The 22560-nt window shown below is 71.0% G+C and carries 19 protein-coding genes and 2 pseudogenes; 10 read left to right on the top strand and 11 right to left on the bottom strand.

The window, feature by feature from the left end; translation table 11 throughout:
- Window positions 1-9 precede the first annotated feature (9 nt).
- Genes ACH4J0_RS37360 through ACH4J0_RS37385 form a run of 6 tightly spaced genes read left to right on the top strand, consistent with a single transcriptional unit; the run spans window position 10 to window position 5035 of the window.
- Window positions 10-999: an aldo/keto reductase gene (locus ACH4J0_RS37360; protein WP_396245640.1), complete on the top strand. Its 990-nt coding sequence runs from the start codon at window positions 10-12 to the stop codon at window positions 997-999.
- Window positions 1000-1001: 2 nt separating this feature from the next.
- Window positions 1002-1742, top strand: coding sequence for a (Fe-S)-binding protein (locus ACH4J0_RS37365; protein WP_396245641.1), 741 nt, complete (start codon window positions 1002-1004; stop codon window positions 1740-1742).
- Window positions 1739-3220, top strand: coding sequence for a LutB/LldF family L-lactate oxidation iron-sulfur protein (locus ACH4J0_RS37370; protein ID WP_396245642.1), 1482 nt, complete (start codon window positions 1739-1741; stop codon window positions 3218-3220). The genes ACH4J0_RS37365 and ACH4J0_RS37370 overlap by 4 nt, the downstream gene beginning before the upstream one ends.
- Window positions 3217-3858, top strand: coding sequence for a lactate utilization protein C (locus ACH4J0_RS37375; RefSeq protein WP_396245643.1), 642 nt, complete (start codon window positions 3217-3219; stop codon window positions 3856-3858). The genes ACH4J0_RS37370 and ACH4J0_RS37375 overlap by 4 nt, the downstream gene beginning before the upstream one ends.
- An 11-nt stretch (window positions 3859-3869) precedes the next feature.
- On the top strand, window positions 3870-4181 hold the full coding sequence (locus ACH4J0_RS37380; RefSeq protein ID WP_396245668.1) for an L-rhamnose mutarotase: 312 nt from the start codon (window positions 3870-3872) through the stop codon (window positions 4179-4181).
- Complete coding sequence (locus ACH4J0_RS37385) at window positions 4178-5035, top strand: amidohydrolase family protein (RefSeq protein ID WP_396245644.1); 858 nt, start codon at window positions 4178-4180, stop codon at window positions 5033-5035. Before ACH4J0_RS37380 ends, ACH4J0_RS37385 begins: the two co-directional genes overlap by 4 nt.
- On the opposite strand, the gene ACH4J0_RS37390 is transcribed toward ACH4J0_RS37385, so the two are convergent.
- Window positions 5017-5712, bottom strand: a complete 696-nt coding sequence (locus tag ACH4J0_RS37390; protein WP_396245645.1) for a FadR/GntR family transcriptional regulator — start codon at window positions 5710-5712, stop codon at window positions 5017-5019. The two genes, ACH4J0_RS37385 and ACH4J0_RS37390, sit on opposite strands and share 19 nt — an antisense overlap.
- Window positions 5713-5947: 235 nt before the next feature.
- Here ACH4J0_RS37390 and ACH4J0_RS37395 point away from each other — a divergent pair, with 235 nt between their 5' ends.
- The 3 genes from ACH4J0_RS37395 (at window position 5948) to ACH4J0_RS37405 (ending at window position 7041) form a co-directional block, all read left to right on the top strand.
- A complete protein-coding gene (locus ACH4J0_RS37395) occupies window positions 5948-6403 on the top strand; it encodes a hypothetical protein (protein WP_396245669.1) in 456 nt (151 codons plus the stop codon).
- 72 nt (window positions 6404-6475) lie between these two features.
- Entirely contained in the window at window positions 6476-6682 is a 207-nt protein-coding gene (locus tag ACH4J0_RS37400) for a hypothetical protein (protein WP_396245670.1), read from the top strand.
- Entirely contained in the window at window positions 6679-7041 is a 363-nt protein-coding gene (locus ACH4J0_RS37405) for a hypothetical protein (protein ID WP_396245671.1), read from the top strand. The genes ACH4J0_RS37400 and ACH4J0_RS37405 overlap by 4 nt, the downstream gene beginning before the upstream one ends.
- A gap of 67 nt (window positions 7042-7108) precedes the next feature.
- On the opposite strand, the pseudogene istA reads toward ACH4J0_RS37405, so the two are convergent.
- The 7 genes and pseudogenes from istA to ACH4J0_RS37440 form a co-directional block, all read right to left on the bottom strand.
- Window positions 7109-8050 (bottom strand): annotated as a pseudogene (gene istA / locus ACH4J0_RS37410) (IS21 family transposase); the annotation flags it as partial.
- Window positions 8051-8120: 70 nt separating this feature from the next.
- The gene (locus ACH4J0_RS37415; protein ID WP_396245646.1) at window positions 8121-8750 is read right to left on the bottom strand and encodes a transposase; all 630 of its coding nucleotides are present in this window, start codon (window positions 8748-8750) and stop codon (window positions 8121-8123) included.
- A 290-nt stretch (window positions 8751-9040) separates the two neighbouring features.
- Window positions 9041-12637 (bottom strand): tetratricopeptide repeat protein, encoded by a 3597-nt coding sequence (locus ACH4J0_RS37420; protein WP_396245647.1) that lies wholly within the window; start codon window positions 12635-12637, stop codon window positions 9041-9043.
- 51 nt (window positions 12638-12688) lie between these two features.
- Entirely contained in the window at window positions 12689-13018 is a 330-nt protein-coding gene (locus ACH4J0_RS37425) for a trypco2 family protein (protein WP_396245648.1), read from the bottom strand.
- Window positions 13019-13189: 171 nt separating this feature from the next.
- Window positions 13190-13663, bottom strand: coding sequence for a hypothetical protein (locus ACH4J0_RS37430; RefSeq protein ID WP_396245649.1), 474 nt, complete (start codon window positions 13661-13663; stop codon window positions 13190-13192).
- Between the two features lie 31 nt (window positions 13664-13694).
- Window positions 13695-14610: pseudogene (locus ACH4J0_RS37435) on the bottom strand (integrase core domain-containing protein).
- 238 nt (window positions 14611-14848) lie between these two features.
- Window positions 14849-15307 carry a hypothetical protein gene (locus ACH4J0_RS37440; RefSeq protein WP_396245650.1) on the bottom strand — a complete coding sequence of 153 codons (459 nt, stop codon included), beginning with the start codon at window positions 15305-15307 and terminating at the stop codon, window positions 14849-14851.
- 1306 nt (window positions 15308-16613) lie between these two features.
- Here ACH4J0_RS37440 and ACH4J0_RS37445 point away from each other — a divergent pair.
- The gene (locus ACH4J0_RS37445; protein WP_396245651.1) at window positions 16614-17957 is read left to right on the top strand and encodes a hypothetical protein; all 1344 of its coding nucleotides are present in this window, start codon (window positions 16614-16616) and stop codon (window positions 17955-17957) included.
- A 515-nt stretch (window positions 17958-18472) separates the two neighbouring features.
- On the opposite strand, the gene ACH4J0_RS37450 is transcribed toward ACH4J0_RS37445, so the two are convergent.
- Genes ACH4J0_RS37450 through ACH4J0_RS37460 form a run of 3 tightly spaced genes read right to left on the bottom strand, consistent with a single transcriptional unit; the run spans window position 18473 to window position 22530 of the window.
- Entirely contained in the window at window positions 18473-18619 is a 147-nt protein-coding gene (locus ACH4J0_RS37450; RefSeq protein ID WP_396245652.1) for a hypothetical protein, read from the bottom strand.
- A gap of 48 nt (window positions 18620-18667) precedes the next feature.
- Entirely contained in the window at window positions 18668-19678 is a 1011-nt protein-coding gene (locus tag ACH4J0_RS37455; RefSeq protein ID WP_396245653.1) for a hypothetical protein, read from the bottom strand.
- The gene (locus ACH4J0_RS37460; protein WP_396245654.1) at window positions 19675-22530 is read right to left on the bottom strand and encodes an NHLP bacteriocin export ABC transporter permease/ATPase subunit; all 2856 of its coding nucleotides are present in this window, start codon (window positions 22528-22530) and stop codon (window positions 19675-19677) included. Before ACH4J0_RS37460 ends, ACH4J0_RS37455 begins: the two co-directional genes overlap by 4 nt.
- Window positions 22531-22560 lie beyond the last annotated feature (30 nt).

Consider the following 22560-nt stretch of genomic DNA (forward strand, 5'->3'; position numbering starts at 1 on the left):
GGCACGACGATGCACCGTGCACCTCTCGGGCGTAGCGGCGCCACGGTCACCCGGCTCTCCTTCGGTGCCGCAGGGATCGGCAACCTCTTCTCCCCTGTTCCGGACGAGGCCGCAGCGGGCGCCGTCGAGGCGGCGTGGGCAGCCGGCATCCGTTCCTTCGACACCGCGCCGCACTACGGGCTGGGCTTGTCCGAGCGCAGGCTCGGCGCCGCCCTGCGCCGGTACCCGCGCGAGGAGTTCACCGTCGCCACCAAGGTCGGCAGGCTGCTCGTGCCCACGACGCCCGTCGACGGGGACGACCGGGCGAACGGCTTCGCCGTCGCCGCGACCCACCGGCGGGTCTGGGACTTCACCACGGACGGCGTACGACGCTCGATCGAGGCCAGCCTGGAGCGGCTCGGGCTGGACCGGATCGACATCGTGCACCTGCACGATCCGGACGACCACTACGACGAGGCCCTCGGCCAGGCCTATCCGGCCCTGGAGCGACTGCGCGCCGAAGGAGTCGTCCGGGCGATCGGGGTGGGCATGAACCAGTCCGCGATGCTGACCCGGTTCGTCCGCGACACCGACGTCGACGCCGTACTGCTGGCCGGACGGTACACCCTGCTCGACCAGGGGGCCGTGGCCGACCTGCTGCCCGAGGCGGCCGCGCGCGGTGTCTCGGTGATCGTCGGAGGGGTCTTCAACTCCGGTGTACTGGCCGCGCCCAGCCCCGGCGCCACCTTCGACTACGCGGCCGCGCCGGCCGCGCTGATCGACCGGGCGCTGCGGATGCAGGCGGTCTGCCGACGCCACGGCGTGCCGCTGCGCGCGGCGGCGGTCCGCTTCGCCCTCGCGCCGCAGGCCGTCACGGGCGTGCTGATCGGAGCCCGCTCGGCCGAGGAGGTCACCGATGCGGCCCACCTGCTGGAGCTGGACATCCCGGAAGCCCTCTGGTCGGAGTTGACGGCTGAAGGTCTGCTGCCCGGTGGGCTTCCCCTTCCCGAGGCAGGTTAGCCATGCGCATCGCCCTGTTCATCACCTGTATCAACGACTCGTTCTACCCCGGCACCGGTCGGGCCGTCGTCACCGTACTGGAGCGACTCGGCCACACCGTCGAGTTCCCGCAGGAGCAGACCTGCTGCGGGCAGATGCACTTCAACACCGGCTACCGCCCCGAAGCGCTACCCCTGGTCAACCGCTTCGCTCGCACCTTCGCCCCGTACGACGCCGTGGTCACTCCGTCCGCGTCCTGCGCCGGAATGGTCCGCGAGAACCATCTCACCGTCGCCGAGCAGCACGGCAGCCCCGCGCTCGGTCGTCAGATCGCCGAACTCGCCCCGAAGGTCCACGAGTTCACCGAATTCCTGACCGACGTGCTCGATGTCACCGACGTCGGCGCCCGCTTCCCGTACCGCGTCACGTACCACCCCACCTGCCACTCCCTTCGCGGCCTGCGCCTCGGCGACCGGCCACAGCAGCTGCTGCGGGCCGTACGGGGCCTGGAACTCGTCGATCTGCCCGCCGCCGACTCGTGCTGCGGCTTCGGCGGCACATTCGCGGTCAAGAACGCCGACACCTCCGCCGCGATGCTCGCCGACAAGACCGCGGGGGTCCGCTCGACCGGCGCCGAAGTACTGTGCGCCGCCGACAACTCCTGCCTGATGCACATCGGTGGTGGCCTGTCCCGTCAGGGCGCGGGCGTGCGCACCATGCACCTGGCCGAGATCCTCGCCGCCACCGAAGGAGACCCACGATGAACACCCCCGAGAGCCGGGGCGTGGTGTGGCTCGACTCACCGTCTTTCCCCGAGGCCGCCCGTGACGCCCTGAAGAACGCCCAGCTGCGCGGCAACCTGAAGCGGGCCACCACCACCATCCGTGACAAGCGCCTCCAGGCGGCCGGCGAGCTGGAGGACTGGGAGCAGCTGCGCGAGGCCGCCGAGGCGATCAAGAAGCGCACCACCCGTCACCTCGACCGGTACCTGGTGCAGTTGGAGGAGACGCTCACCGCCGCAGGCGGCACCGTACACTGGGCGACCGGCGCCGCCGACGCCAACCGGATCGTCACCGAGCTGATCCGGGCCACCGGAGAGCGGGAGGTCGTCAAGGTCAAGTCGATGACCACCCAGGAGATCGGTCTGAACGAACACCTCGCCGAGGCCGGCATCACCGCGTACGAGACGGACCTCGCCGAGCTCATCGTGCAGTTGGGGGACGACCGGCCCTCCCACATCCTCGTTCCGGCGATCCACCGCAACCGGACCGAGATCCGCGACATCTTCAACGCCGCGATGGGCCGGTGGGGCCGCCCCGCCCCCGACCGGCTGACGGACGACCCCCGCGACCTCGCCGAGGCCGCGCGACTGCACCTTCGGGAGAAGTTCCTCACCGCCAAGGTCGCCGTCTCCGGCGCCAACTTCGCGATCGCCGACACCGGCACGGTGGGCGTCGTCGAGTCCGAGGGCAACGGCCGGATGTGCCTCACCCTCCCGCGCACCCTCATCACCGTCATGGGCATCGAGAAGGTCCTGCCCACCTGGACCGACCTGGAGGTGTTCCTCCAGCTCCTGCCCCGCTCCTCCACCGGCGAGCGGATGAACCCCTACACCTCCACCTGGACCGGCACCACCGAGGGCGACGGCCCGCAGGAGTTCCACCTCGTGCTGCTCGACAACGGCCGCACCGGCACGCTCGCCGACACCGTGGGCCGACAGGCCCTCGCCTGCATCCGCTGCTCCGCGTGCCTCAATGTCTGCCCGGTCTACGAGCGGACCGGAGGCCACGCCTACGGCTCGGTGTACCCCGGCCCGATCGGCGCCGTCCTGACCCCCCAACTCGTGGGAGTGGGCGGCGACACCAGGAATGCGGCCGCCACCCTGCCGTTCGCCTCCACCCTGTGCGGCGCCTGCTACGACGCCTGCCCCGTCAGGATCAACATTCCGGAGCTGCTGGCGCACCTGCGCGCCGAGGTGGTCGAGAGCAAGCGGGCCTCCCGGCGGGTCCCGAGCGCCGAGGCGTTGTTGATGAAGGCGGCCGCCACCGTCCTGGACAGCCCGGCCCTCCTGGCCGGCGCCCAGAAGGTGGGCGCGCTCGCCGCCAGAGCGCTGAGCCGGGACGGCCGCATCGGACGCCTTCCCGGTCCCCTGAGCGGGTGGTCCGACACCCGCGACACCCCCGTACCGCCTGCGGAGTCCTTCCGCAGCTGGTGGCGCGAGAACCGGGAAGGTGCCGAATGAGCAGCCGAGAGACGACCCTGAGCCGCATCCGCGCCGCACTCGCCGACGTTCCGGCCGACGAGCAGCCCGCCGACGTCGCGGTACCCCGCGGCTACCGGCGCAGCCACGTCCGCGCGGGCCAGGACGTCGTCGCCCTGTTCACCGAACGCGTCGGCGACTACCGGGCGACGGTCGTCCTGGCGGATCCGGCCGGTGTCCCGGGCGCGATAGCCGCCGCGCTCACGGCGCGCGGGGTCCGCCGCCTGGCGCTGCCGAGCGGATTCCCGGCCGAACTCCTGCCGCCCGGCGACTGGCAGTGGCACCCCGAGCCGCTGGACGTCCCCGCCCTCGACACCCTGGACGGCGCGCTCACCCTCGCCGCGGCCGGCATCGCCGTCACGGGCACCATCGTCCTGGACGCCGGGCCGGGCCAGGGCCGACGGGCCCTCACCCTGATCCCCGACCACCACCTGTGCGTCCTGCGCGCCGAGCAGATCCACGGCGACGTCCCCGACGCGCTCGCGCAGCTCGATCCGGTACGCCCGCTGACGTTCGTCTCCGGCCCGTCCGCCACCAGCGACATCGAACTCGACCGGGTCGAAGGCGTCCACGGCCCGCGCACACTGGACGTCATCGTCGTCATCGAGGAACAGTCATGAGGAGACCAGCTGTGAGAGTGGCCCTGCACACCCGCCTGCGCCCCGACCGGATCGCCGAGTACGAGGCCGCCCACCGAGAGGTGCCCGCCGAACTGGTCCGCGCGATCCGGGCGGCCGGCGCGACCTCGTGGACCATCTGGCGCAGCGGCACCGAGCTCTTCCACCTGGTGGAGTGTGAGGACTACCCACGGCTGCTGGCCGAGTTGGCGCACCTGCCCGCCAATGTCGTATGGCAGTCCCGCATGGCGGAGCTGCTGGAAACCGTCCACGACTACTCGCCGGAGGGCGCCGCGGCCGGCCTGCCGAAGGTGTGGGAGCTGTGACCGGGCGCCGCATCATCGACGCCCACCACCACGTCTGGGACCTCGCGGTCCGGCCCCAGCCCTGGATCGCGGGCGATGCGCTGAAACCCCTGGCCCGCTCCTTCTCGGTCACCGACCTCGAACCGCAGGCCCGCGCGGCAGGAGTTACGGCCACCGTGGTGGTGCAGACCGTCTGCGTGCCGGAGGAGACCCCGGAGCTGCTGGCCCTCGCGGCCGAGGACGGTCCGGTGGCCGGAGTGGTCGGCTGGACGGACCTGACGGCCCCTGATGTGGCCTCCGCCCTGGCCGCGCTCCGCGAGTCACGGGGCGGGGACCGCCTGGTCGGCATCCGCCACCAGGTCCAGGAGGAGTCCGACCCACGGTGGCTGCTGCGCACCGACGTACGGCGCGGCCTGCACGCCGTCGCCGAGGCGGGTCTCGTCTACGACCTCGTGGTCAAGCCGCACCAGCTGCGCGCGGCCGCCGCAGCCGCGGCCGGGCTGCCCGGTCTGACGTTCGTCCTGGACCACCTGGGCAAGCCCCCGATCGCCTCGGGGACACTCGACGCCTGGGCAGCCGACCTCCGCGCGCTGACAGCCCTGCCGAACACGGTCTGCAAGCTCTCCGGCCTGGTCACCGAGGCGACGCCCGGCTCCTGGACGGTCGAGGACCTGCGGCCGTGCGCGGAGACGGCCTTCGACGCCTTCGGCCCGCACCGCCTGCTGTTCGGCTCCGACTGGCCGGTCTCCACCCTGGAGGCCGGGTACGGGGAGATCGTCGGGATCGCAGACCGGCTCACCGAGGGGCTGAGTGCGGACGAGAAGGAAGCGGTCTTCCAGCGCAACGCCGCCCGCGTCTACCGGCTGACCCAGTAACCGCTCGTCTGGGCCCGGCGCAGCCACTGCGCCACCCCGGTGATGTGGACGGTGGCCACCGCTCGGGCGGCCTCCACGTCGTGTGCGGCGATTGCGTCCAGGAGTGCCCGGTGCTCCGCGATGGTCTGCGCCACGGCGGACTCCTGGGTCAACCCGCGCCAGATCCGGGCACGGGCCGTCCGAGCGGCCAAGGAGTCGATGAGCGAGCTGAGAACGCTGTTGCCGGCCGCCGCGGCGATCCGGGCGTGGAACTCCAGGTCGGCGGCGACCAGCGCCTCCACCGCGGGGTTGTCACCGAGGTCGTCCAGGTTGCTGCGGAGCTCGGCCACCTGGTCATCGGTCATCCGCTGAGCGGCCAGCGCTGCTGCCGCCGGCTCCAGGATCGCCCGGACCTGGAGCAGTTCCAGCACCGACTCGTCGCGCTGCAGGTCCAGGATGAAGGTCAACGCCTCCAGCAGAAGGGCCGGCTCCAAGCTGCTCACATAGGTGCCGTCGCCCTGCCGGACGTCCAGCACGTTCAGCAGCGACAGTGCCTTGACCGCCTCGCGGAGCGAGCTGCGGGAAAGACCGAGCTCCGCGGCCAGGTCGGGCTCCTTGGGCAGCCGGGCGCCAGGCTTGAGGGTTCCGGAGAGGATCATCGCCTTGATCTTCTCGATGGCCTCATCGGTGACAGCCACGTCCGAGCCTTCCACTGGTCCGATGTTTGACCAGTAAGTATGCACCCAGCCGGCGGATCGGGATCCGGTGAGCCGGTCAGCGGGGCGAGACCTCCGGCGGGCTCTACCCCGGTTTGTGGGCACCTCGACTTGGGTGCGTTTCTCGTTGAGTGATGTCGGCGAGGACGCCGTGTCCGGCGTGATGGCTGTCTCGTTGCGATGACTGGTTGATCAGCTGGCGCGGGAGGCGGGTCGGGTGAGCTGCGACGAGGTGCTGCGGCTGCTGCGGGAGAGGGAGGCGGCCTGCCGGGGCGAAGCGGAGCGACTGCGGTCCGAAGCGGAGCGGATCACGGCTCTGCTGGCGTTGTGCGAGGAGGAGTTGGCGCGCATCTCGACGGCGTGCGAGGTCGTCGGTGAGCTTCCGCGAACCGCACGGGTGACGGCTGCCACTGCTGGCGTGGTTCCGGCTCCGCGCCTGGGCGAGCGGCCGCCGAACACCGAGGACCGCGAGTGCCTGCTGGAGGTACTGGCCCGGTATGCCGGTCCGGTGCGCTGCCGGCAGGTGGTCGAGGATCTCGGCCTGGAGGTGACGGCCCGCCGGGTGGAGACGGTGCGGCACCGGCTGAAGAAGGCGGTCGCGGCGGGTGCGGTGGTGCAGACCCCGGGCGGCTTGTTCACCCTGGCGCGTGGCACGGTCGTGGCGGGCGGGTGAGCTTGGGCAAGAGGAAGGTCTTCTCCTCGTTGGCCGGGTTGAACCGCCTGACCGCGTAAGAAAGAAGACCTGGTGGCAGTCTACTCTCCCGAGCCCGCCGCAGCCGATGCCTTCACCGCCAGTCGTACCCGGATGGAGGAGATGCTCGCGCATCTGTCCGAACCGGCGATGATGGCCTGCACCCAGGAGCGGCTGGAGGACTACGTCACCACGGCGGGACGGGAGTTGCTGCGGCAGATGATGCAGGACCAGCTCGATGCCCGCGCCGCGGGGAGGTGACCGGCGCGGACGGGCGGACGCGCACCCGGGCCGAGCGCGGGCACCGGCGCTGGCTTGCCACCACCGTCGGGCGCGTGGAGGTGTCCCGGATCGCCTACCGGGCCCCGGCAGCGGCGAACCTGCACGTCGCGGACGCGGTGCTGTCGCTTCCCGTCCAGCTGTACTCCCGCCCGCTGCAGCGGGCGGTCGTCCACGAGGTGGCCTCCGGCTCCCTGCGCGCCGCCGCCCACGGCATCGAGCGCACCACCGGGCACAAGATCGGGACCCGACAGCTGATGGAGGTCTGCGTGCGGGCCGCCGCCGACATCGACGCCTTCTACACGGCTGCCGCCCATGGCGCCATCGATGCGGGACCGTGATCCGGCTATTGCGGGCGACCGTGGGCGTCAGGTCGATCCCGCAGTCGTAGTCGTCGGCGGGCAGCGGCCGAAGCCGGTCGCGCTCGGCCTCGAAGTCGAACCCGATCGAGGTCGGACGGCCGTGGATGTGCCTTGCGTCCTCCGCGACGTCGATCGCGGCCAGGCGCTCGTTCAGCTCCGCCAACGAGTCCACCTGCGGGGGCGGCACCAGGTGCTTCCTGCGGAACCGGCCGCCCTCGTGCTCGACGCCGCCCTTCTCGTGTGCCCCGGCCTCGCCAGGGGCGCAGTAGAAAGCCGAGAACTGGTACCACGACTTGAACGACGCCCACCTGGTCGACTCCAGCCGTGAGCGCCCGAACAGCACCTGTTTCACCGCGGGCTTCAAGTTGTCGTAGCGGATGTGCACCGACGGCACCCCGCCCAGCACGGTGAACGCCTCCGCGTGGCCTTCCAGGAACGCCTCCTGGGAGGCGGTGGCGTAGACCCGGTGGACGGCCTTGCCGGAGTATGACAGGCGCAGGGTGAACAGCACGCACTTGCGGCGCTGCCCGGCCAGGTCCAGCCAGAAGTCCGCGAAGTCGACCTCCGCCTCCTCCCCAGGCCGTTTCGCCTGCGGGACCACGCCCTCCAGGTGCCGCCGCCCCTCCAGGGCCTCCGCCTTGATCTCCGGACGCCGTCTGGTGACGTACTCCGACACCGTGGTCTGCCGTGCCAGCTCGAAGTCGTGCTCCGCGGCCAGGCGCTCCATGATCCGCACGATCGTGTGCTTCTGTTTCGGCGGCGCGTCCAGGTCCTCGCGCAGCATCGCGTCGATGAAGCCCTTCACCGGCTCCAGCACACTCGGACGCGGCGGCGGCGACTTCCGCTTCGGCGGCAAAGGCGACTCGATCGCCTGCCGCACCGTCCGCCGCGACACCTTGAACCGCGCGGCCAGCTCCCGCCCCGACAACCCCTGCTCACGATGGGCCCGGCGGATCCTCTCGAACAACACCTCACGCGACCTGTGCACCAGCGGTCTCCCTGACCTGGACCGTGATCAACAAGCACAGCGTGACGGCCAAACGGCCCACCACCCCCGATTACTCCGAAAGCGGCATGCGGCTGCGTTGTGCCCACGACAGCCACCGGTCCAGGGCGTCGACGGCTGCGCCGGCGTCCTGCTCGCGGGCGATGGCGAAGACCGTGCGCAGGCCTTCCTTGAGCAGGTAGGCGCGATGCAGCCGGGGGTCGGAGGTGGCGATCCAGGTCAGTTTGGCCTGCTGGCGGTCGGTGAGGTCCTCCGGGTTCTTCCACAGGGCGAAGCGGGAGTCCTTCAATGCCCGGGCGGTGCCGGCGTCCCGGGCCTGACGGCGGGCCCGGTTCCACGCCGCGCGGCGCTCGGCGTCCAGCGCCTCGGTGGCCCAGGCGACCACGTGGAACGGGTCCATCGCGCGTACCGCCTGCGGCGCGTGCGCGGCGACGGTGTCCGCGATCCACCGCGCGCCGTCGGCGGAGACGTGCGTCAGCTTCGCGGCCCGCTTCGGGCCGAGCGCGGTGAAGAAGGCCTCCGGGACGGCACGGCCGTGTCCGTCGGCCATCCACACCACCTGCCGGGTGTGGTGGTCGACCACCACGGTCATGTACCGCTGCCCCTTGCGGTAGGAGATCTCGTCGATGCCGATCCGGCGCAGGCCTGCCAGCCGGTCGAGACCGGCATCGCGGTCGGCCACGAACCGCTCCACGATCGCTCCGACCGTGCGCCGGGAAGTGCGCATCAGCTGCGCGACCGCGGACTTGGAGCACTGCCGTGGCAGCCCTGACCGGCCCGGGGCCCGCGTGAGACCGCCAGCACGGCGCAGCGGCCCGCACCCGCCCCGGCGACGGCGCTTTGCGACGCGGGCGGCCCAGGCGTACCGACGCAGCCCGCCAGGTCCCTTCCGCGGCGCCCTGCACTTCCTGGACGCGAGCTCTCCGCCGACCTTCGCCGCCGAGTACCGTCTGTTCCTCCTCGACGGACAGATCAGAGCAGATGCGCCAGGACGGCACGGACCAGGTGCTGGGGCGTAACTATCGCCCGGGCTTGCTCCTCCGGGATGTCCATGCCGAATGCGCTCTCCACAGCCATGACGATTTCCACCATGTCCAGCTCGTCCGCGCCCAACTCGTCGACGAGTCCCTCGTCCGGGCCTATGTCGTCCGGGTCGATCCCGAGTTGCTCGCCGATGATGGCCTTCACCTGATCCACGGTCTCCAGGATCACGTCGTTGCGAGCTGGCAACGCGACGATCCCGGCGCGCAGTTCCTCCGACGCGGCGAGCAGGTCCCCGTAGGCTCCGGGGTCGGCCGCGGCAAGCGCGCGGTGGAGAGCGAGGGATTCGTCGATGGCGGCGAGACTGGGCCGACGCCGCCCCTGCGTGGCGAGGGCACGGGCGAGGTGGTGCAGGTTCCTGGCAAGTTCCGCTCGGTGGCGGCCGGGGAAGCGCTCGGCCAGGTCCCGGAAGACGTCGACCGCGCGGATCGCCGTCTGCAGGGCATCGTACGGCTGGTTCAGGTCGGTCAGCCGCATGAACCTCCGGTCGAGTGCGGTCCCGAGTTCCGCCTGGTAGGCGTCGGGGTAGTCCTCCGCCAAGCGCTCGAACATCGTGATGGCCTCGTCGGCGGCTGCCAGTGCCTCTTGGATCCGCCCGACGGCGGTCAGCCTGGCCGAGAGGTTGGAGACGAACCGCGCCAGGATTGGCAGATAGGTACCGCGGGGATGTCCCTGGTCCAGCACCCGGTAGGTGGCAACGCAATCCTCGGCCGCAGCCAGCGCCTCCTCGGTCCTCCCGAGCGCCCCCAACTCCACGGCCATGTTCCCGAGGACCATCGCGAGGTCCGGAAGGTGGGCATCCGGGCGGCGCTCGGCCATCGGCCGGAGACTGGCAAGTGCGCTTTCCAGCGCGGCGAGCGACTCCTGCCGCCGTCCCACCGCCGCGAGTCTGGCCCCGTGATTGGCCGTGATCCTGGCAAGCTCGGGGAGGTACTTCTCGGGATCGGAATCAACCAGAAGACGATAGTCGAACAGCGACTGCTCGACCGCTTCCAGCGCCTCCCGATGCCGGCCCATAACGGACAGTCGGGCGGAGAGGTTGTTAAGCGCCATCGCGTGGCCGTCGAAGGATTCGAGGAGCAGCTCCGCCGTGCTGAGCCGGCCCTCCTCGGACCGGGAGAGGTGAGCGGACAGGTCCTCCGCCGCGGCGTTGTTGGGGAAGATCTCCGAGAACAGCGCCCCGGTGAGCTGGCTGCGGATCCGTACCGAGGTCTCGATCGCCGCGAGGGCCTCCTCGTGCCGTCCGAAGTCGCTGTATCGGTTTGACAGGTTGTTGAGAGCCTTGGCGTAGTCGCGCAGGTGCGATGGGTCGCTCATGGCCAGCGTTCGGCTGACCTCGACGGCCTCCTCCACGGCGGCCAGTGCCTCCTCGTGCCGTCCCACGTTGCTGAGCCTGTTGGACTGCTCGATCAAGGCGTTGGCAAGGAGCGGCAGCCGGTTCGGGTTGCCCGGGGGGATGTTGCGCGTGCGGTTCGCGAGCAGCGTGGCGGCCCTCGCCACCCAGGCCGCGAGGCGCTGGGTGGATTCCGGGACCCAGTCGACAAGGCGTCGCAGTTCGTCCAGCGCGAGCTGGTCACCGGTGATGCGGTCAAATGCCGCCAGCAGCGGGCCGGGGTGCTCGGTCTGGATGGCGACGTCGATGAGTTGCGGAACGAACCTGGTGCCGTTCCGCACGCAGAGACCGGTCAGTCGGTCGTCCAGGCGACCGCGGACCTCGGGGTAGGCCGCGGCCCGGCTGTAGACGGTCAGCAGCTGTGCGACCTGCAGGTCGTCCGCCCCCTGCACCAGGTTCTCCGCCAGTTCCGGGTCCTTCTCGAGCCGCAGCCCGACGAACCGCTCGGCCAGCCGGTCGGGATAGAGGCTTCCCCACAGACGGCCGGAGTCCAGCGACGGGAAGATCGCCACCAGCCAGAGCGCGACGGCCTCCCGTCGGTCGCGTGGCAGTTCGGCCAGCCGGGCCAAGCGCCGCAGGGTGGCCTCCGCCTGCGCGCCGTCGGAGGCACCGACGAGCAGGGCTGCGGTGACCGCGTCGTGCAGGGTGGCCTCGAGTATCCCGGTCAGGCCTTCGGAGCCGGCCGTTCGCGTCCAGTAGCGGGTCTCGTGGCCGAGCAGTCGTTCTTCCACGCTCGGGCGCGGCGCGGTCGTGAGGGAACCGGGCCAATCGGCCTCGTCGAGCAGGTCGGCAAGGGCCGTCATCTGCAGGGTCAGCGCATTTCCCAGGCCTTCTCGGGTGAGCTGCGGAACGGGGAGCTTGGCGGCCACGCGCGGCCAGTTGTGGTGCTCGTAGCCCTTGACCCGCGAGAGGCTTCCAGCGAAGGCCGTCGCCGCGTCCTGGTAGGCCTTCAACCGGTCCGGTGGGTCGGGATCGAGCGGGGGGAGGGCGACGTCCGGGGTGCCCTCCAGGTAGCTCTCCGTGATGCTGGTGAGGTTCTTCGCCCGGCTCCACCAGTCACCGGCCGTCCGGGCCAGCAGCAGGACCTTGAACGGGCTGCCGCCGCCGTGCTCGGCGGCGGCCTCCACCAGTCCGGCGATCTGGTCGGTGCGCGTCTCCGCATAGTCGACGACGATCAGGAGCGGCTTGGCGGCGCGTCTCAAGCCCCGGAGCTCTGCTGCGGTGGCCCCTGCGCGCAGCCACAGCACGGCCCATTTCTCCTCGGCGAGGGTACCGGCAAGATGGCGGGCGATTCTGGTCTTGCCTTGGCCGCCGGGCCCGTGCAGCAGCCAGGCGCCGAACCCGCCCAGGCCGCACCAGGCCCTCAACTGGTCCATCAGCTCGACCCGGCCGCGGAACGGGACCGTCTGCCGGTCCGCCGTGAGCAGCGCCGCCGGTGAGGCCGGACCCTTGTTGAGGGTGGGCTCCACGGCGGCCAGGTCCTGGAACTCCACTGCTTCCAGTTGCGGTCGTCCCCCACCGTGGGTGGCCAGGGCGGCACGGAACGAATCGTCGTGGTGAAGCACGTAGGCAGGGACGACCTTCAGCGCAACGCGTTCGGAGTGCGCCGACTCCGCGAGGACCACACCGGTCAGCAACCGGTCGCAGAACATCGCACCGCCCGACAGCCCTCCCCAGGGTGAGGTGGCGTCGGACGGCCAGCTCGGCGGGTGCGCACGCAGGTCCATGACGTAGTGGTTGTTGACGAAGCCAGTGCCGGGGTTGAGAAGACCGCGCTGCTGACTGGCCTCGACCGCCGTGCCGCGCCGCTGGATCAGCTCGGGCACGCCCCAGGTCTCGCATTCCTGGCCGGGCCGCGTGGTCGCGAGTCGCCCCCAGCGCACATCCGGTCCCGACGGCGGCCGCCAGCCGGCGTCGGTCACCACGACCAGAGCGGCGTCGTCGATGTCGCCCGGTGTCCCGCACCACACGCTCTCGCCCACGAACTGCCGGTCGCCACCTGGGTGGAAGACCTTCACCCGCGCGCCGTACCGCGCCACGACGTGCGCCGAGGTCAGGATGAGCCGCGGCCCGACCGCGTACCCCGATCCCCGCCCGCCCGCGCCGGTGACCGCCACCAGCCTCGCCTCGTCCACCACTGACCCCCAGCCCTCTCAGGCGACCGACTCCCTGTTCCCGACGCACCGTCAGTGCGGGATGTGCCGACTGGTGTCGCCCGGCCCGTCCTCAGCTCCCAGGGCCCCGCTGATCAGCAGGTCCGCTCCGCTCGCACTCTTGGGCGTCAGCGTGAACGCGACCCGGTGCGTCCGCCCCCGGGAGACCCCTGCCTCCGTCTCCCCGGAGACCGCCCACAGACGGAATCCGCCTTTCGCTTTGACGTCGGCACGCAGCTCGACCTGGAACTCCATCTCGACGGGTCCTACCGCGAACTGGATCTCCTGGTCCACACCCTGCGCCGCTGCGGCCAGCAGCTCGTCACGCACTGCCGCTACGGCGTCCACCAGAGGAATGTCCATGTACCCCACCCCCGACTCTGACACTGCGTTACATCGACCGCTGGTCAGCATAGGAGCTGGAGCCGGTGCCATGCAGAACAAACCGCGAATCCTGTCGTGGAGCGGTCCGCGTCGCGCCCGGCAGACCGCATGGAGCGCCGCCTGGGTCAGCGCAGAACCGCGGCCAGCACGTCACTGCCCAGCGTGGTCAGCGACGCCGGGTCGAGCGTGTAGCTGACGTACCGCCCGTGCCGGCGGGTGGTCAGCAGACCGGCGCGGCGAAGCAGCGCGAGGTGCCGGGCGACCTCCGGGGGTCAGGTCCCAGGCCTGGGCCAGTTCGACGGTGGTGTGCGGGCCGTTCGGGCCGCCCTGGCCTGAGTGGGACGGGCGGTCCGTGCGGGCCGCCCCGGGGCGGGGGTCGGTGGTGCAGTCGTGGTCGGCCTCGACGTAGTCGCCGTCGGCGAACTGGGTCTCCAGGGCCCAGCCGCAGGTGCCGCATTCGGCGCGGCCGTCCCAGTTGATCTCGGGTCCGTCGTCGCTGCTGCAGTCGTGGTCGGCGTCGACCAGGGTGCCGTCCTCGAACAGCGCGTCGCCACCGTCGCGGCAGGCGGCGCATTCCCACTGGGCGTACCAGGAGATCTTGGGGGGCCGAGTGGTAGGGGTCACTCTGCGGGTGCCGGTTAATCATCCGGCCTGGTCAAGCGGCGTGTCGGTACTCGTGGAGGGTGCCGCCGAGTCGGTCTCTTCGGCGGACCTGAAGCTGCTTGACGTGCGCAGGCGGGTTGATCAGGTCGGGTAGCGGGCGGAGCGGAGCGGCTTGGTCCAGGGTTCGGTGTGGCCGGTGCTCGTTGTAGAAGGTCTCGAACTCGCGGAGTGCGTGGAGGAGGTGGCGCTGGTTCCAGATCAAAGTGCGGTCGAGGAGCTCGTGGCGGCAGGTCTGTATCCAGCGCTCCATCAGGGAGTTCATCCGCGGTATCCGGATGCCGGTGGTGACGATTTCGAGTCCGGCGTCGGTCAGCAGGGCGTCGAAGGCGGCGGTGAACTTGGAGTCGCGGTCGCGGATCAGGAACCTGGCCCTGCTGCCGGGCGTCCTCAAGGTCCATGAGGAGGTTGCGTCCGAGCTGCACGATCCAGTCCGCGGTCGGGTGTGCGGTGGCACCCAGGATCCGGACCCTGCGGGCGGCGTGCTCGATGACGGCGAAGACGTACAGGCGCGCACCGGCCAGCGTGCGGACCTCGAAGAGATCCCAGGCGAGCAGGGCCTCGGCCTGGCCGCGCTGGAAGTCGGCCCAGCTCGTGCTCTGCCGCTCGGGCGCGGGCGGGATTCCGTGCTCGCGGAGGATCTCCCAGACGGTGGAGACTGCGACCTTGATACCGAGCGCGGCGAGTTCGCCGTGGATCCTGCGGTAGCCCCACGAGCTGTTCTCGCGGGCCAGGCGCAGCACCAGGGCACGGACCGAGCGGACGGTGCGCGGGCGCCCCGGTCGCTTCGGCACGCAGGTCGCGCCGTGGCGCCGCTTGATCAGGTGGCGGTGCCAGCGCAGGAGCGTATCGGGGCGGACCAGCACCAATGCCCTTTGCACATGAAGACTCCCGAAGCGGCTGGCGGGTATGGCCGGAGATCGGTGATCAAGGCGGCGACCTGCGCGAATGATTTATCGGCACCCGCAGAGCCGGTCGACCTGACCGTCCCGGAGATCCGCCGCCTGATCGGCGCACTGTTCAGCCCGCCGATCACAGCCCCGAACGCACTCCTGCACTGGTCGAACTGGCGCAGAAGCCGCCAAGCTTCGGCACGTCACAACCGCTACCAGCATGGCTCCCCGCCCCCTCAGCGCGTAGATCGCGAAGTCACACTGAGTACCAGTCGGACACGCCTTGGTGCACCGTGACTCCGGCGGGCAGGTGGAGGCACGGATCAGTCTGCCCCCCGCTCAGGAACTGCCGGAACGCGCTACCGGGTTGGGCCCACAGGACGGCTGTGACGTACGGGTTCGCCATGAGCGTCGGGCATTCGACGCGCTGCCAGGTGTTCCCCCTCCGTACGACGTCGCCGAAGACGATCCGGATCTCGCCGCGGGCCGCCTCGGAGAATCCCACCGAAGCGTTCCGCCAGAAGGCCGCGGCCCTCTCGGAGTAGTCGGAGTAGTACGGGGTCTGCAGGTTGAGGTCCTCGATCAGCATCATCATCGTTCGCCCGCCGTACCTCTTGGCCGTGGCCTTCGCCGACTCCTCGACCGGCTTCCCCCGGTAGGTCCCGCAGTAGTACCACAGGGCGGTGGGACCAGCACTCTTGGTGGCGTTGCGCATCTGTTCCCTCGTCACCCACCGGGACACGTCGTCCGTCTGGCCGGGCAGGACGACGCCGCCGCCGTTCGTCGGTGCCTGGTCCGCGTAGGGAACCCACTCCCCGAGCAGCTCGGCCCTGATGCTCCCGGCGGAGCCTGGGTGAGGTATCGGGGGCGGGCCGAGCAACATCCGAGGTCCTCTCTCTGGGGCTGCGCGTGGGAGACCGGACCATCCGCGCTGCGGAGCCTGTCAGATCGGGAGCATAGGCCGTAACGACACCACCGACGCGGCGCCGCCCCCGACGCCACCGCACCCTGCCGCCGCCGCGCCGACGCTTGCACGGATCCGTTCCACCGCTGCGACGGCGCACAGTGCCCAACCCGCGGCGCCGCCGGCGTCGCCCTGCGCCAGCAGGGCCCAGGCGGCACGGACACTGCCGGATCGGAGCATGTCATGGAATTGTCAATTCTGCCCGAGTCAACGCGAAATCGTATCTCCACATTGCGCCAGCGCGCACAGCTCCGGTCGACACCCACCGCAATCGGGGCACCCCGCCCGGCGTGCATCCGAGCCCGTACGGCGCGGTCGGCTGCACGCTGGCACGCTCCGGGGAAACCAGAACAGCACGACCCCGGCCCGGCGCAGGTGCCGGTACTCCCAGGCGACTCGGTCGGCTGCCGGGATCGGCGAACTCGCTGCATTCTGACGGGGTTGAGCACCGCAACCTCGTTGTCACCGAACATCCGGGTCGCTGTGGCCTGCCAGTCCGGGGCACCCGGTGATGCGGCCCGCCAGGAACACCGTGGGCCGGCAGCCGGGGCGGTGCTCGGCCGGAGCCTTGAAGCATCCCATCAGTTGCTCCCACACTGGTCGGGCCAAGCCGGAAGCGGCCCGGGACCGCCCATGGTCCGGGCTGCGGCAAGGGGACGTCCAAGGCGGCGAGGCGGTCTGCCGCCGACCGCGGAGAGAATCGATGGAACCGTCCCCGCCCCGCCATGCACGCTTCGGGGGAAGAGTCGGGAGTTCCTTGTGCCCTCCGGACCGGGGCCCATAGCTTCGAGGCGTCTCAGCAAGGGACAAAGCATTCCGGTGGAGGCCGGTCGATTCCCCGAACGGCCTCCACCGGTGTTCCGGAATCTTGGAGGAATTGTGAGCGACACCCAGAACACCACCTCGGAGACCGCCAACGACGAGTTCGCGGCCGAGATCGGCGACGAGGACCTGGAGGCCATCTCGGGTGGTCTCGAGCGCATCTGACGTCCACTTCTCGGCCGGGGGTCGGCGCTGCTCGCCGGCCCCCGGCCGGCCGTCCGTACGGAGGCCCGCGTTGAACCTGCCCAGCGACCTGGCACACGCATCCGAGCGGCTGCGCGAGCGCATCACCCGCAAGGCGTCGTCCCGCTGGTTCCTGGAGAAACGCCGGGAGATCGAGGACCTGGCGCCGTACGATCCGGACCGGGGGCGCGAACGCCTCGACCACCTGCTCGCCACCGCCGTGGACCGGGCGCCGTACTACTCCGCCCTGCGCTCCGACGAGCGGCCGGGCCTGCGCCACTTCCCGCGGGTCCACAAGAGCGACCTGCGCGAGCGCTTCCTCGACTTCGTCACCCGCGACGCGACCGGCCGGATGTCCCCCGGCGCGTTCTTCCTGTCCCAGACCAGCGGCAGCACCGGACAGCCCGTCACCCTCCTCTCCACCGCGGAGACCGGCGGGCTCCTGACCAACGTCATCCGTGAGCGGCTCAGCGCCTTCCTCGGCCTGCCGGACACCGGCACCGTGCTCAACCTGGGCCTGCTGTTCCCCGGCACCCGCCTGCTGGAGCCAGTGATGCTGCCCCGCCCCTACGTCAAGTGCAACCTGCGCGGATACGACCCGGACGACCCCGACATCGTCGCCGACTACGAGGCCGTGGTCGGCCGCCTCCCCGTCGACCAGATCACCGGTACCTCCAGCCGTGTCATCGCCCTGGCCCGGTACTGCCTGCAAAGCGGCATCGCCCTGCGCCCGCGGGCAGTCGTCGCCACCTACGAGCAGATGCCCGACAGCGGCCGCCGGCTGGCCGAGGAGGCCTTCGGCTGCCCGGTGACCATGCTGTACGCGACGGCGGAGACCGGCTACGCGGCCTTCGAGTGCGGGCGGCGGCGCCTGCACTTCCAGGACGACTTCGTCCTGCCCGAGATCGAGCCCGCCGACGGCCAGGACGTCGGCGAGATCGTCCTGACCTCCCTGGTGTCCACGCCCATGCCGGTCATCCGCTACGTCACCGGTGACCTCGCACCCCGCCCGATCGCGTGCGACTGCGGCCTGCCCGGCACCGTCACCGAAGGGCTTGTGGGCCGCGCCCGCAGCAGCCTGGTCGGCCGGGACGGGGCCCTCTACTCGCCGTACGCGCTGCTCGCAGCGCTCGCCGCCGCCGGCCTCCCCGACTACCAGATCGTCCAGGACGAACCTGGCGCGCTCGACCTCGTCACCGCCGGCCCCGCGGAACCCGCCGCAGCCTGCGTCCGCGACCTCAACACCCGGCTCGCCGCGCACTTCGGCCCCCGCCAGGGCTTCCGCCTGCGTCACCGCCCGCACCAGGAATTCCGGTTCACCCCGGGCGGCAAGCGCAACCCGGTGGTCCAGCACCTGCCGTTCCCGGACGGCCCCGAACGCTCGGGCTACCTGTGACGGTCGGCGCCTACCGCGGCCCCAGAGCCGAGCCAGGCGACGATTGGGATCCCCTGGAGGCCGAGTGCTGCCCAAGAACGACGGGGGACTCCGACTACTCGGACCGGGCCGAAGCCATATGACATCTCGCCCCGGCACCCTCTTCCACCCCCTGCCGAGCACCTGGCGCACCGACCCCCGGCACCGACTGCCCCCGGCATCACCCTCCACTGACGATCGCCACGACGAGGTGACCATCACCTCGCGCGCCCCGTCGGTCGTCGCCCCATTGGTGGGCTCGGCAGGTGCGCCTGGTCGACGGCAGAGCTAACCGCCCGGGTTCGGCCTCCTTGCGCCGGGCCAACTCCGCCCCGCCGCTCGAGGCCCGCAGGCGGCTCGGTTCTCGGGGGGCGAGGACGATGCCCACGTGTGCTGCCGAAACCCGGTCCCAGCGGTGTGGGGTGGTCGGCGAACGGCCGCCGCCGATGGACGCGGCGTGCCCGTGACCCCGGTGTCGGGGTCGCGGGCACGAGGGCTCACACGTACGGCGGGTAGGTCGGCTGACCTCCGTCGCCGCCGCCGATGGCCTCCAGGTCCCCGTCGCTGATCTCCTCGTCGACCTCCGTGCCCGCCACGGCGGCGGCGTCCTCGGTGGCGGTGTTCCGGGAGGTGTCGTCCTTCATGGTGGTGTACTCCTCTGGTGGTGTTTCGCGGGGTGTGCCTGGCAGTGCTCAACTGACAGCTGTGGGGACCTCGTTGTATCCGATGACCTGGGCCTTCGACCCCGAGGCTGCGGTCGGGACGTACGTCAGGAAGGTCTGCAGCCGGCTGATGGTGAACCGGTTCGCCGTCGCGCCACCGGGTTTGCCCAACTGCGCGGCGTCGCTGCTCCTCGGTCCCAGGGAGACGGTGCCGTCGGCCTGGACCGGGGTCAGCGTGTCGGTGACGACGTCGGCGGTGAACACAAGCACGCCGCCGTCCTCGGTCCGCAGGGCGTAGGTCTCGGGGAACGTCCGGGTCAGCACCCGGGACAGGGTCGTACCGCGACCGCTCAGGGCCTTCGTGCCGGCTGCGAACCCGTTGGAGAGGTTGTCGTCCAGCGGCGCGCTGGAGGAGAACCTGTCCTTACCGACGAGGTTCTGCTGGTAGTGGGCGAGGATCTCGGTCGCCAGTGATCCCGGGGTGATCAGCAGGCCGTCCGGGCTCGTGACGGCGGTGGCGGTGCCCGCACCGTCGACGGCGATCTTCGGCACCGGCCCGCTGGCCGTGAGCGAGTACGCGGCCAGGTAGGGCGCTCCGGGGCCCGCCTGCACGAAGACGCGGTACGTCGGACCGGGGAAGGGCTTGCCTCCCTGTGCCCGGCTGGACACGGCCAGGAACCAGCGGGGATAGGCCGAACCCGCCGTGGCGTGGATGGTGATGCCCTGGTCGCTGATCGGGGCGACCGACTGGTTCAGCTCCTTGCTGATACGCATCCAGGCGACGTCCGCGCTGAGCAGCGGTTCGGTCTCGATTCCGGGCAAGCCCGTGCTGTCGAGGGCCCCGTTCACCCGGTTGTTCTCCTCGTCGTAGCGGCCGACCGCCGCCGTCGCGCCCGCCTGGGAAACGACCGCCTCCGGTGCCGAGGCCTGTGCGCCGGTGGCGCCACCGCGCACCGAGCCGCAGCCGGCCGTACCTCCGAGCACCAGCAGGACGGTGGCCGCGGTGGCCTGCAGACGGAGTCTCCTCCTCCTGTGGTTCATGTCATCGCTCCTTCTGATTCGTGCATCTGCCTGCGCACCAACTGGTGGAAGAGGCTCATGGGGTCGTCGAGAAGTTCGGAGGGAGGACCGCACTCGGCGACCCGGCCCTCGGCGAGGACGACGACCTTGTCGGCGTCGAGGACAGTGGAGAGCCGGTGTGCGATGACGACCCGGGTCGCCTTCAGCCGCTGGGTGCTCTCGGTGACGACCCGTTGGGTCTCGTTGTCCAACGCGCTGGTGGCCTCGTCGAAGAACAGGATCCTGGGGCGGCGGATCAGGGCGTGCGCGATCGCGAGGCGCTGCCGCTGGCCGCCGGAGAAGGTACCGCTGTCGCTCACCATCGTGTGCATCCCCATGGGCATGGCGCGGATGTCCGCGGCGATGCCCGCCAGTTCAGCGGCCGCCCACGCGTCGTCGTGGCTGTAGTTGAGGGTGCCGGTGATGGCCTGGAAGACGGTGCCGGCGAACGGCTTCGTCTGCTGAAGGACGACGCCGCACTGCCTGCGCACCGCGGCGCTGTCCAGGGTGGCCAGGTCCTGACCGTCGTACAGGACGTTGCCGCTGGAGGGGGTCTCGAAGCCCAGCAGCAGTCGCAGCAAGGTGGACTTGCCGCACCCGCTGGGGCCGACGATCGCCACGAACTCGCCCGGCCGCATGCTCAGGGACACGTTGTCGAGCACCGGTGGACTGTTCTCGTCGTAGCGGAACGTCACCCGGTTCACCTCGATCTGCCCGGTCAGGTCGCCCGGCACCGTGTGCGTCTCCGAGGCCTCAGGCAACTCGGCGAGCAGCGGCTTCATCCGCTTGAACACGGGTATCACGGCGAAGGCCGAGGAGAGGGAGTTGGTCACCTGGATGACGGCCGCGAGGACGATGCCCAGGGCCGCGTTGAACGACAGGAACCTGGTCATCGACAGCGTTCCGCGGGCCGGCCCGCTGATGATCACGAAGGTAAGCAGCACGCAGACGAGCGGGTAGACGGCGTTGAACGTGGCTGCCGCGTTCTGGTACCTGCCGATGCGCTTCTGGAGCTCCTTCTGCTGCGCGAACTCGTTGGCCCAGGCCGCGAAGGCGCGGTTCTCGGCACCCGCCACCCGCAGTTTGGGGAGTCCCCGCAGCCTCTGGTACACCCGGTTCGCGAGTTTGTGCTCCAGGTCCAGCGACCGGGTCTGCCACTTCATCTGCCGCGCGCCCAGCACGAGGAAGAACACTGCGCTGATCAGGACGTACAGCCCGGTCAGCAGGGCCAGCGGCACGCTGAACCAGAACATCAGAGCGAGGTTCACCACCGCGACCACGCTGGAGTAGAGCACCACGTAGCCCACGTTCATCAGCACCGTACGGATGTTCTTCACCCCCAGGGCCGCACCGGCCAGTTCACCCGTGGAGTACCGGCGGAAGAACGGCGCCGGCAGGCGCAGCAGCCGGTCCCAGACGGCGGCCTGCAGGGTGGCCTCGAAGCGGCCACCGACGCGCAGCAACGCCAGGTTCTCCAGCACCGCGAAGCCCGCCGACGCGAGGGCGGCCACCAGGGACAGGACGCACACCTGCACGATGAGGTTCGTCTCGGCGTACGGGACGAAGGTGCCGAGGACCAGCCCGGTGCTGATGGGCACCGTGGTGCCGACGGCCACCGCGACCAGGGTGAAGGCGATCAGGTTGCGGATGTCCCGCCCGCTGCCCTTCAGGCCGAAGAGGATCAGCCGTCCCGTGCCGATCGGCCGCTCGGGCAGGGGCGGGTAGAACAGCACCCCCGTGTCGTCGAACTCCCCAGCAGTCCGGTCCCGCACCGGGTCCTGCTCGCCGGTGACGGGATCCCAGGCTACGTACCGTCCGTGCCGCCAGACGAAGGCCACCGGATCGCCGGAGGCGGCGCGGCGCCCGACGAACGGGCCGATGTTGATGCGCCACCAGTGTGCGTCCAGGTCCACTGCCCGGATGCGGAAGCGCGAGCGCACCGCGATGGCCTCGATCGGGCCGGTCTTGCCACCGGCCGCCGAGCCGCGGGCGGGCAGGATGGAGATGCCCAGTTCGTCGGCCACGATCCGGCAGGCCGCCTCGGTGGGGTCCTCGTTGTGGACGGGGCCGCTGTGCGAGACGTGCTCGGCCGGCTCGAGCACGGCCCGCAGGACCCGGTTGGCCTTGTCGGTGAGCGCGTCCTCCATCTCGCGTACGGCCCGGATCCGGGACTCGGTCTGCTCCCCCTCGGCGGCGATGACCCGGTCGGCCATCCGCATCAGGCGCCCGTTGGCCTCGGCCAGACAGTCGCGCCACCGGCCGTCGGCCAGCAGGTCACTGGTCGAGCTGGTGGTGAATGAGGCCGTGGGGTCGCCCTGGACGGTGCTGCCCCCGGTGACCACGAACGTGTCGCCGCGGTGGAGCCACTCGCCGCTGTCGGGCGTTCCGACCCGCAGCCGACCGGCGCGGACCTCGATCCAGACCAGTCCCCCGGCCGCGCGGCCGCGTTCCCCTTCGGACAGTTCGCCCCGGCTTCCGGCGCTCAGGAGCACGTGGTCGCGGGAGCCCGGCTGCTCGGCGACGAAGCCGAGGAGGCCGTCGAACCAGACGTCGATCCCCCGGGCGAGGGCCGCACGCCCTTCGGAGGACTCCCGGGTGTCCCCGGAGCCGGCACGCAGGAGTCCTGCCAGGTCCGCCGCGTCCACCCGCAGGACGCGGGCGCCGAGGACGGCTCGCAGGACCGGTACGCCGACGGGGCCCAACGGGGGTGCGGCGAGGACGGCACCCGGGGTGAAGCGGTTGACGTAGTGCCACGGACCGCCCTCGGCGGCCTCCATCACGAACAGGTCGACGGCTCCATCGGTCACCACCCACAGCGCGTCCGTATCCGTCAACCGGACGTGTCCCTCACCAAAGTCGACCTC

The sequence above is a fragment of the Kitasatospora sp. NPDC017646 genome (assembly GCF_044329365.1).
Lineage (GTDB): Bacteria > Actinomycetota > Actinomycetes > Streptomycetales > Streptomycetaceae > Kitasatospora.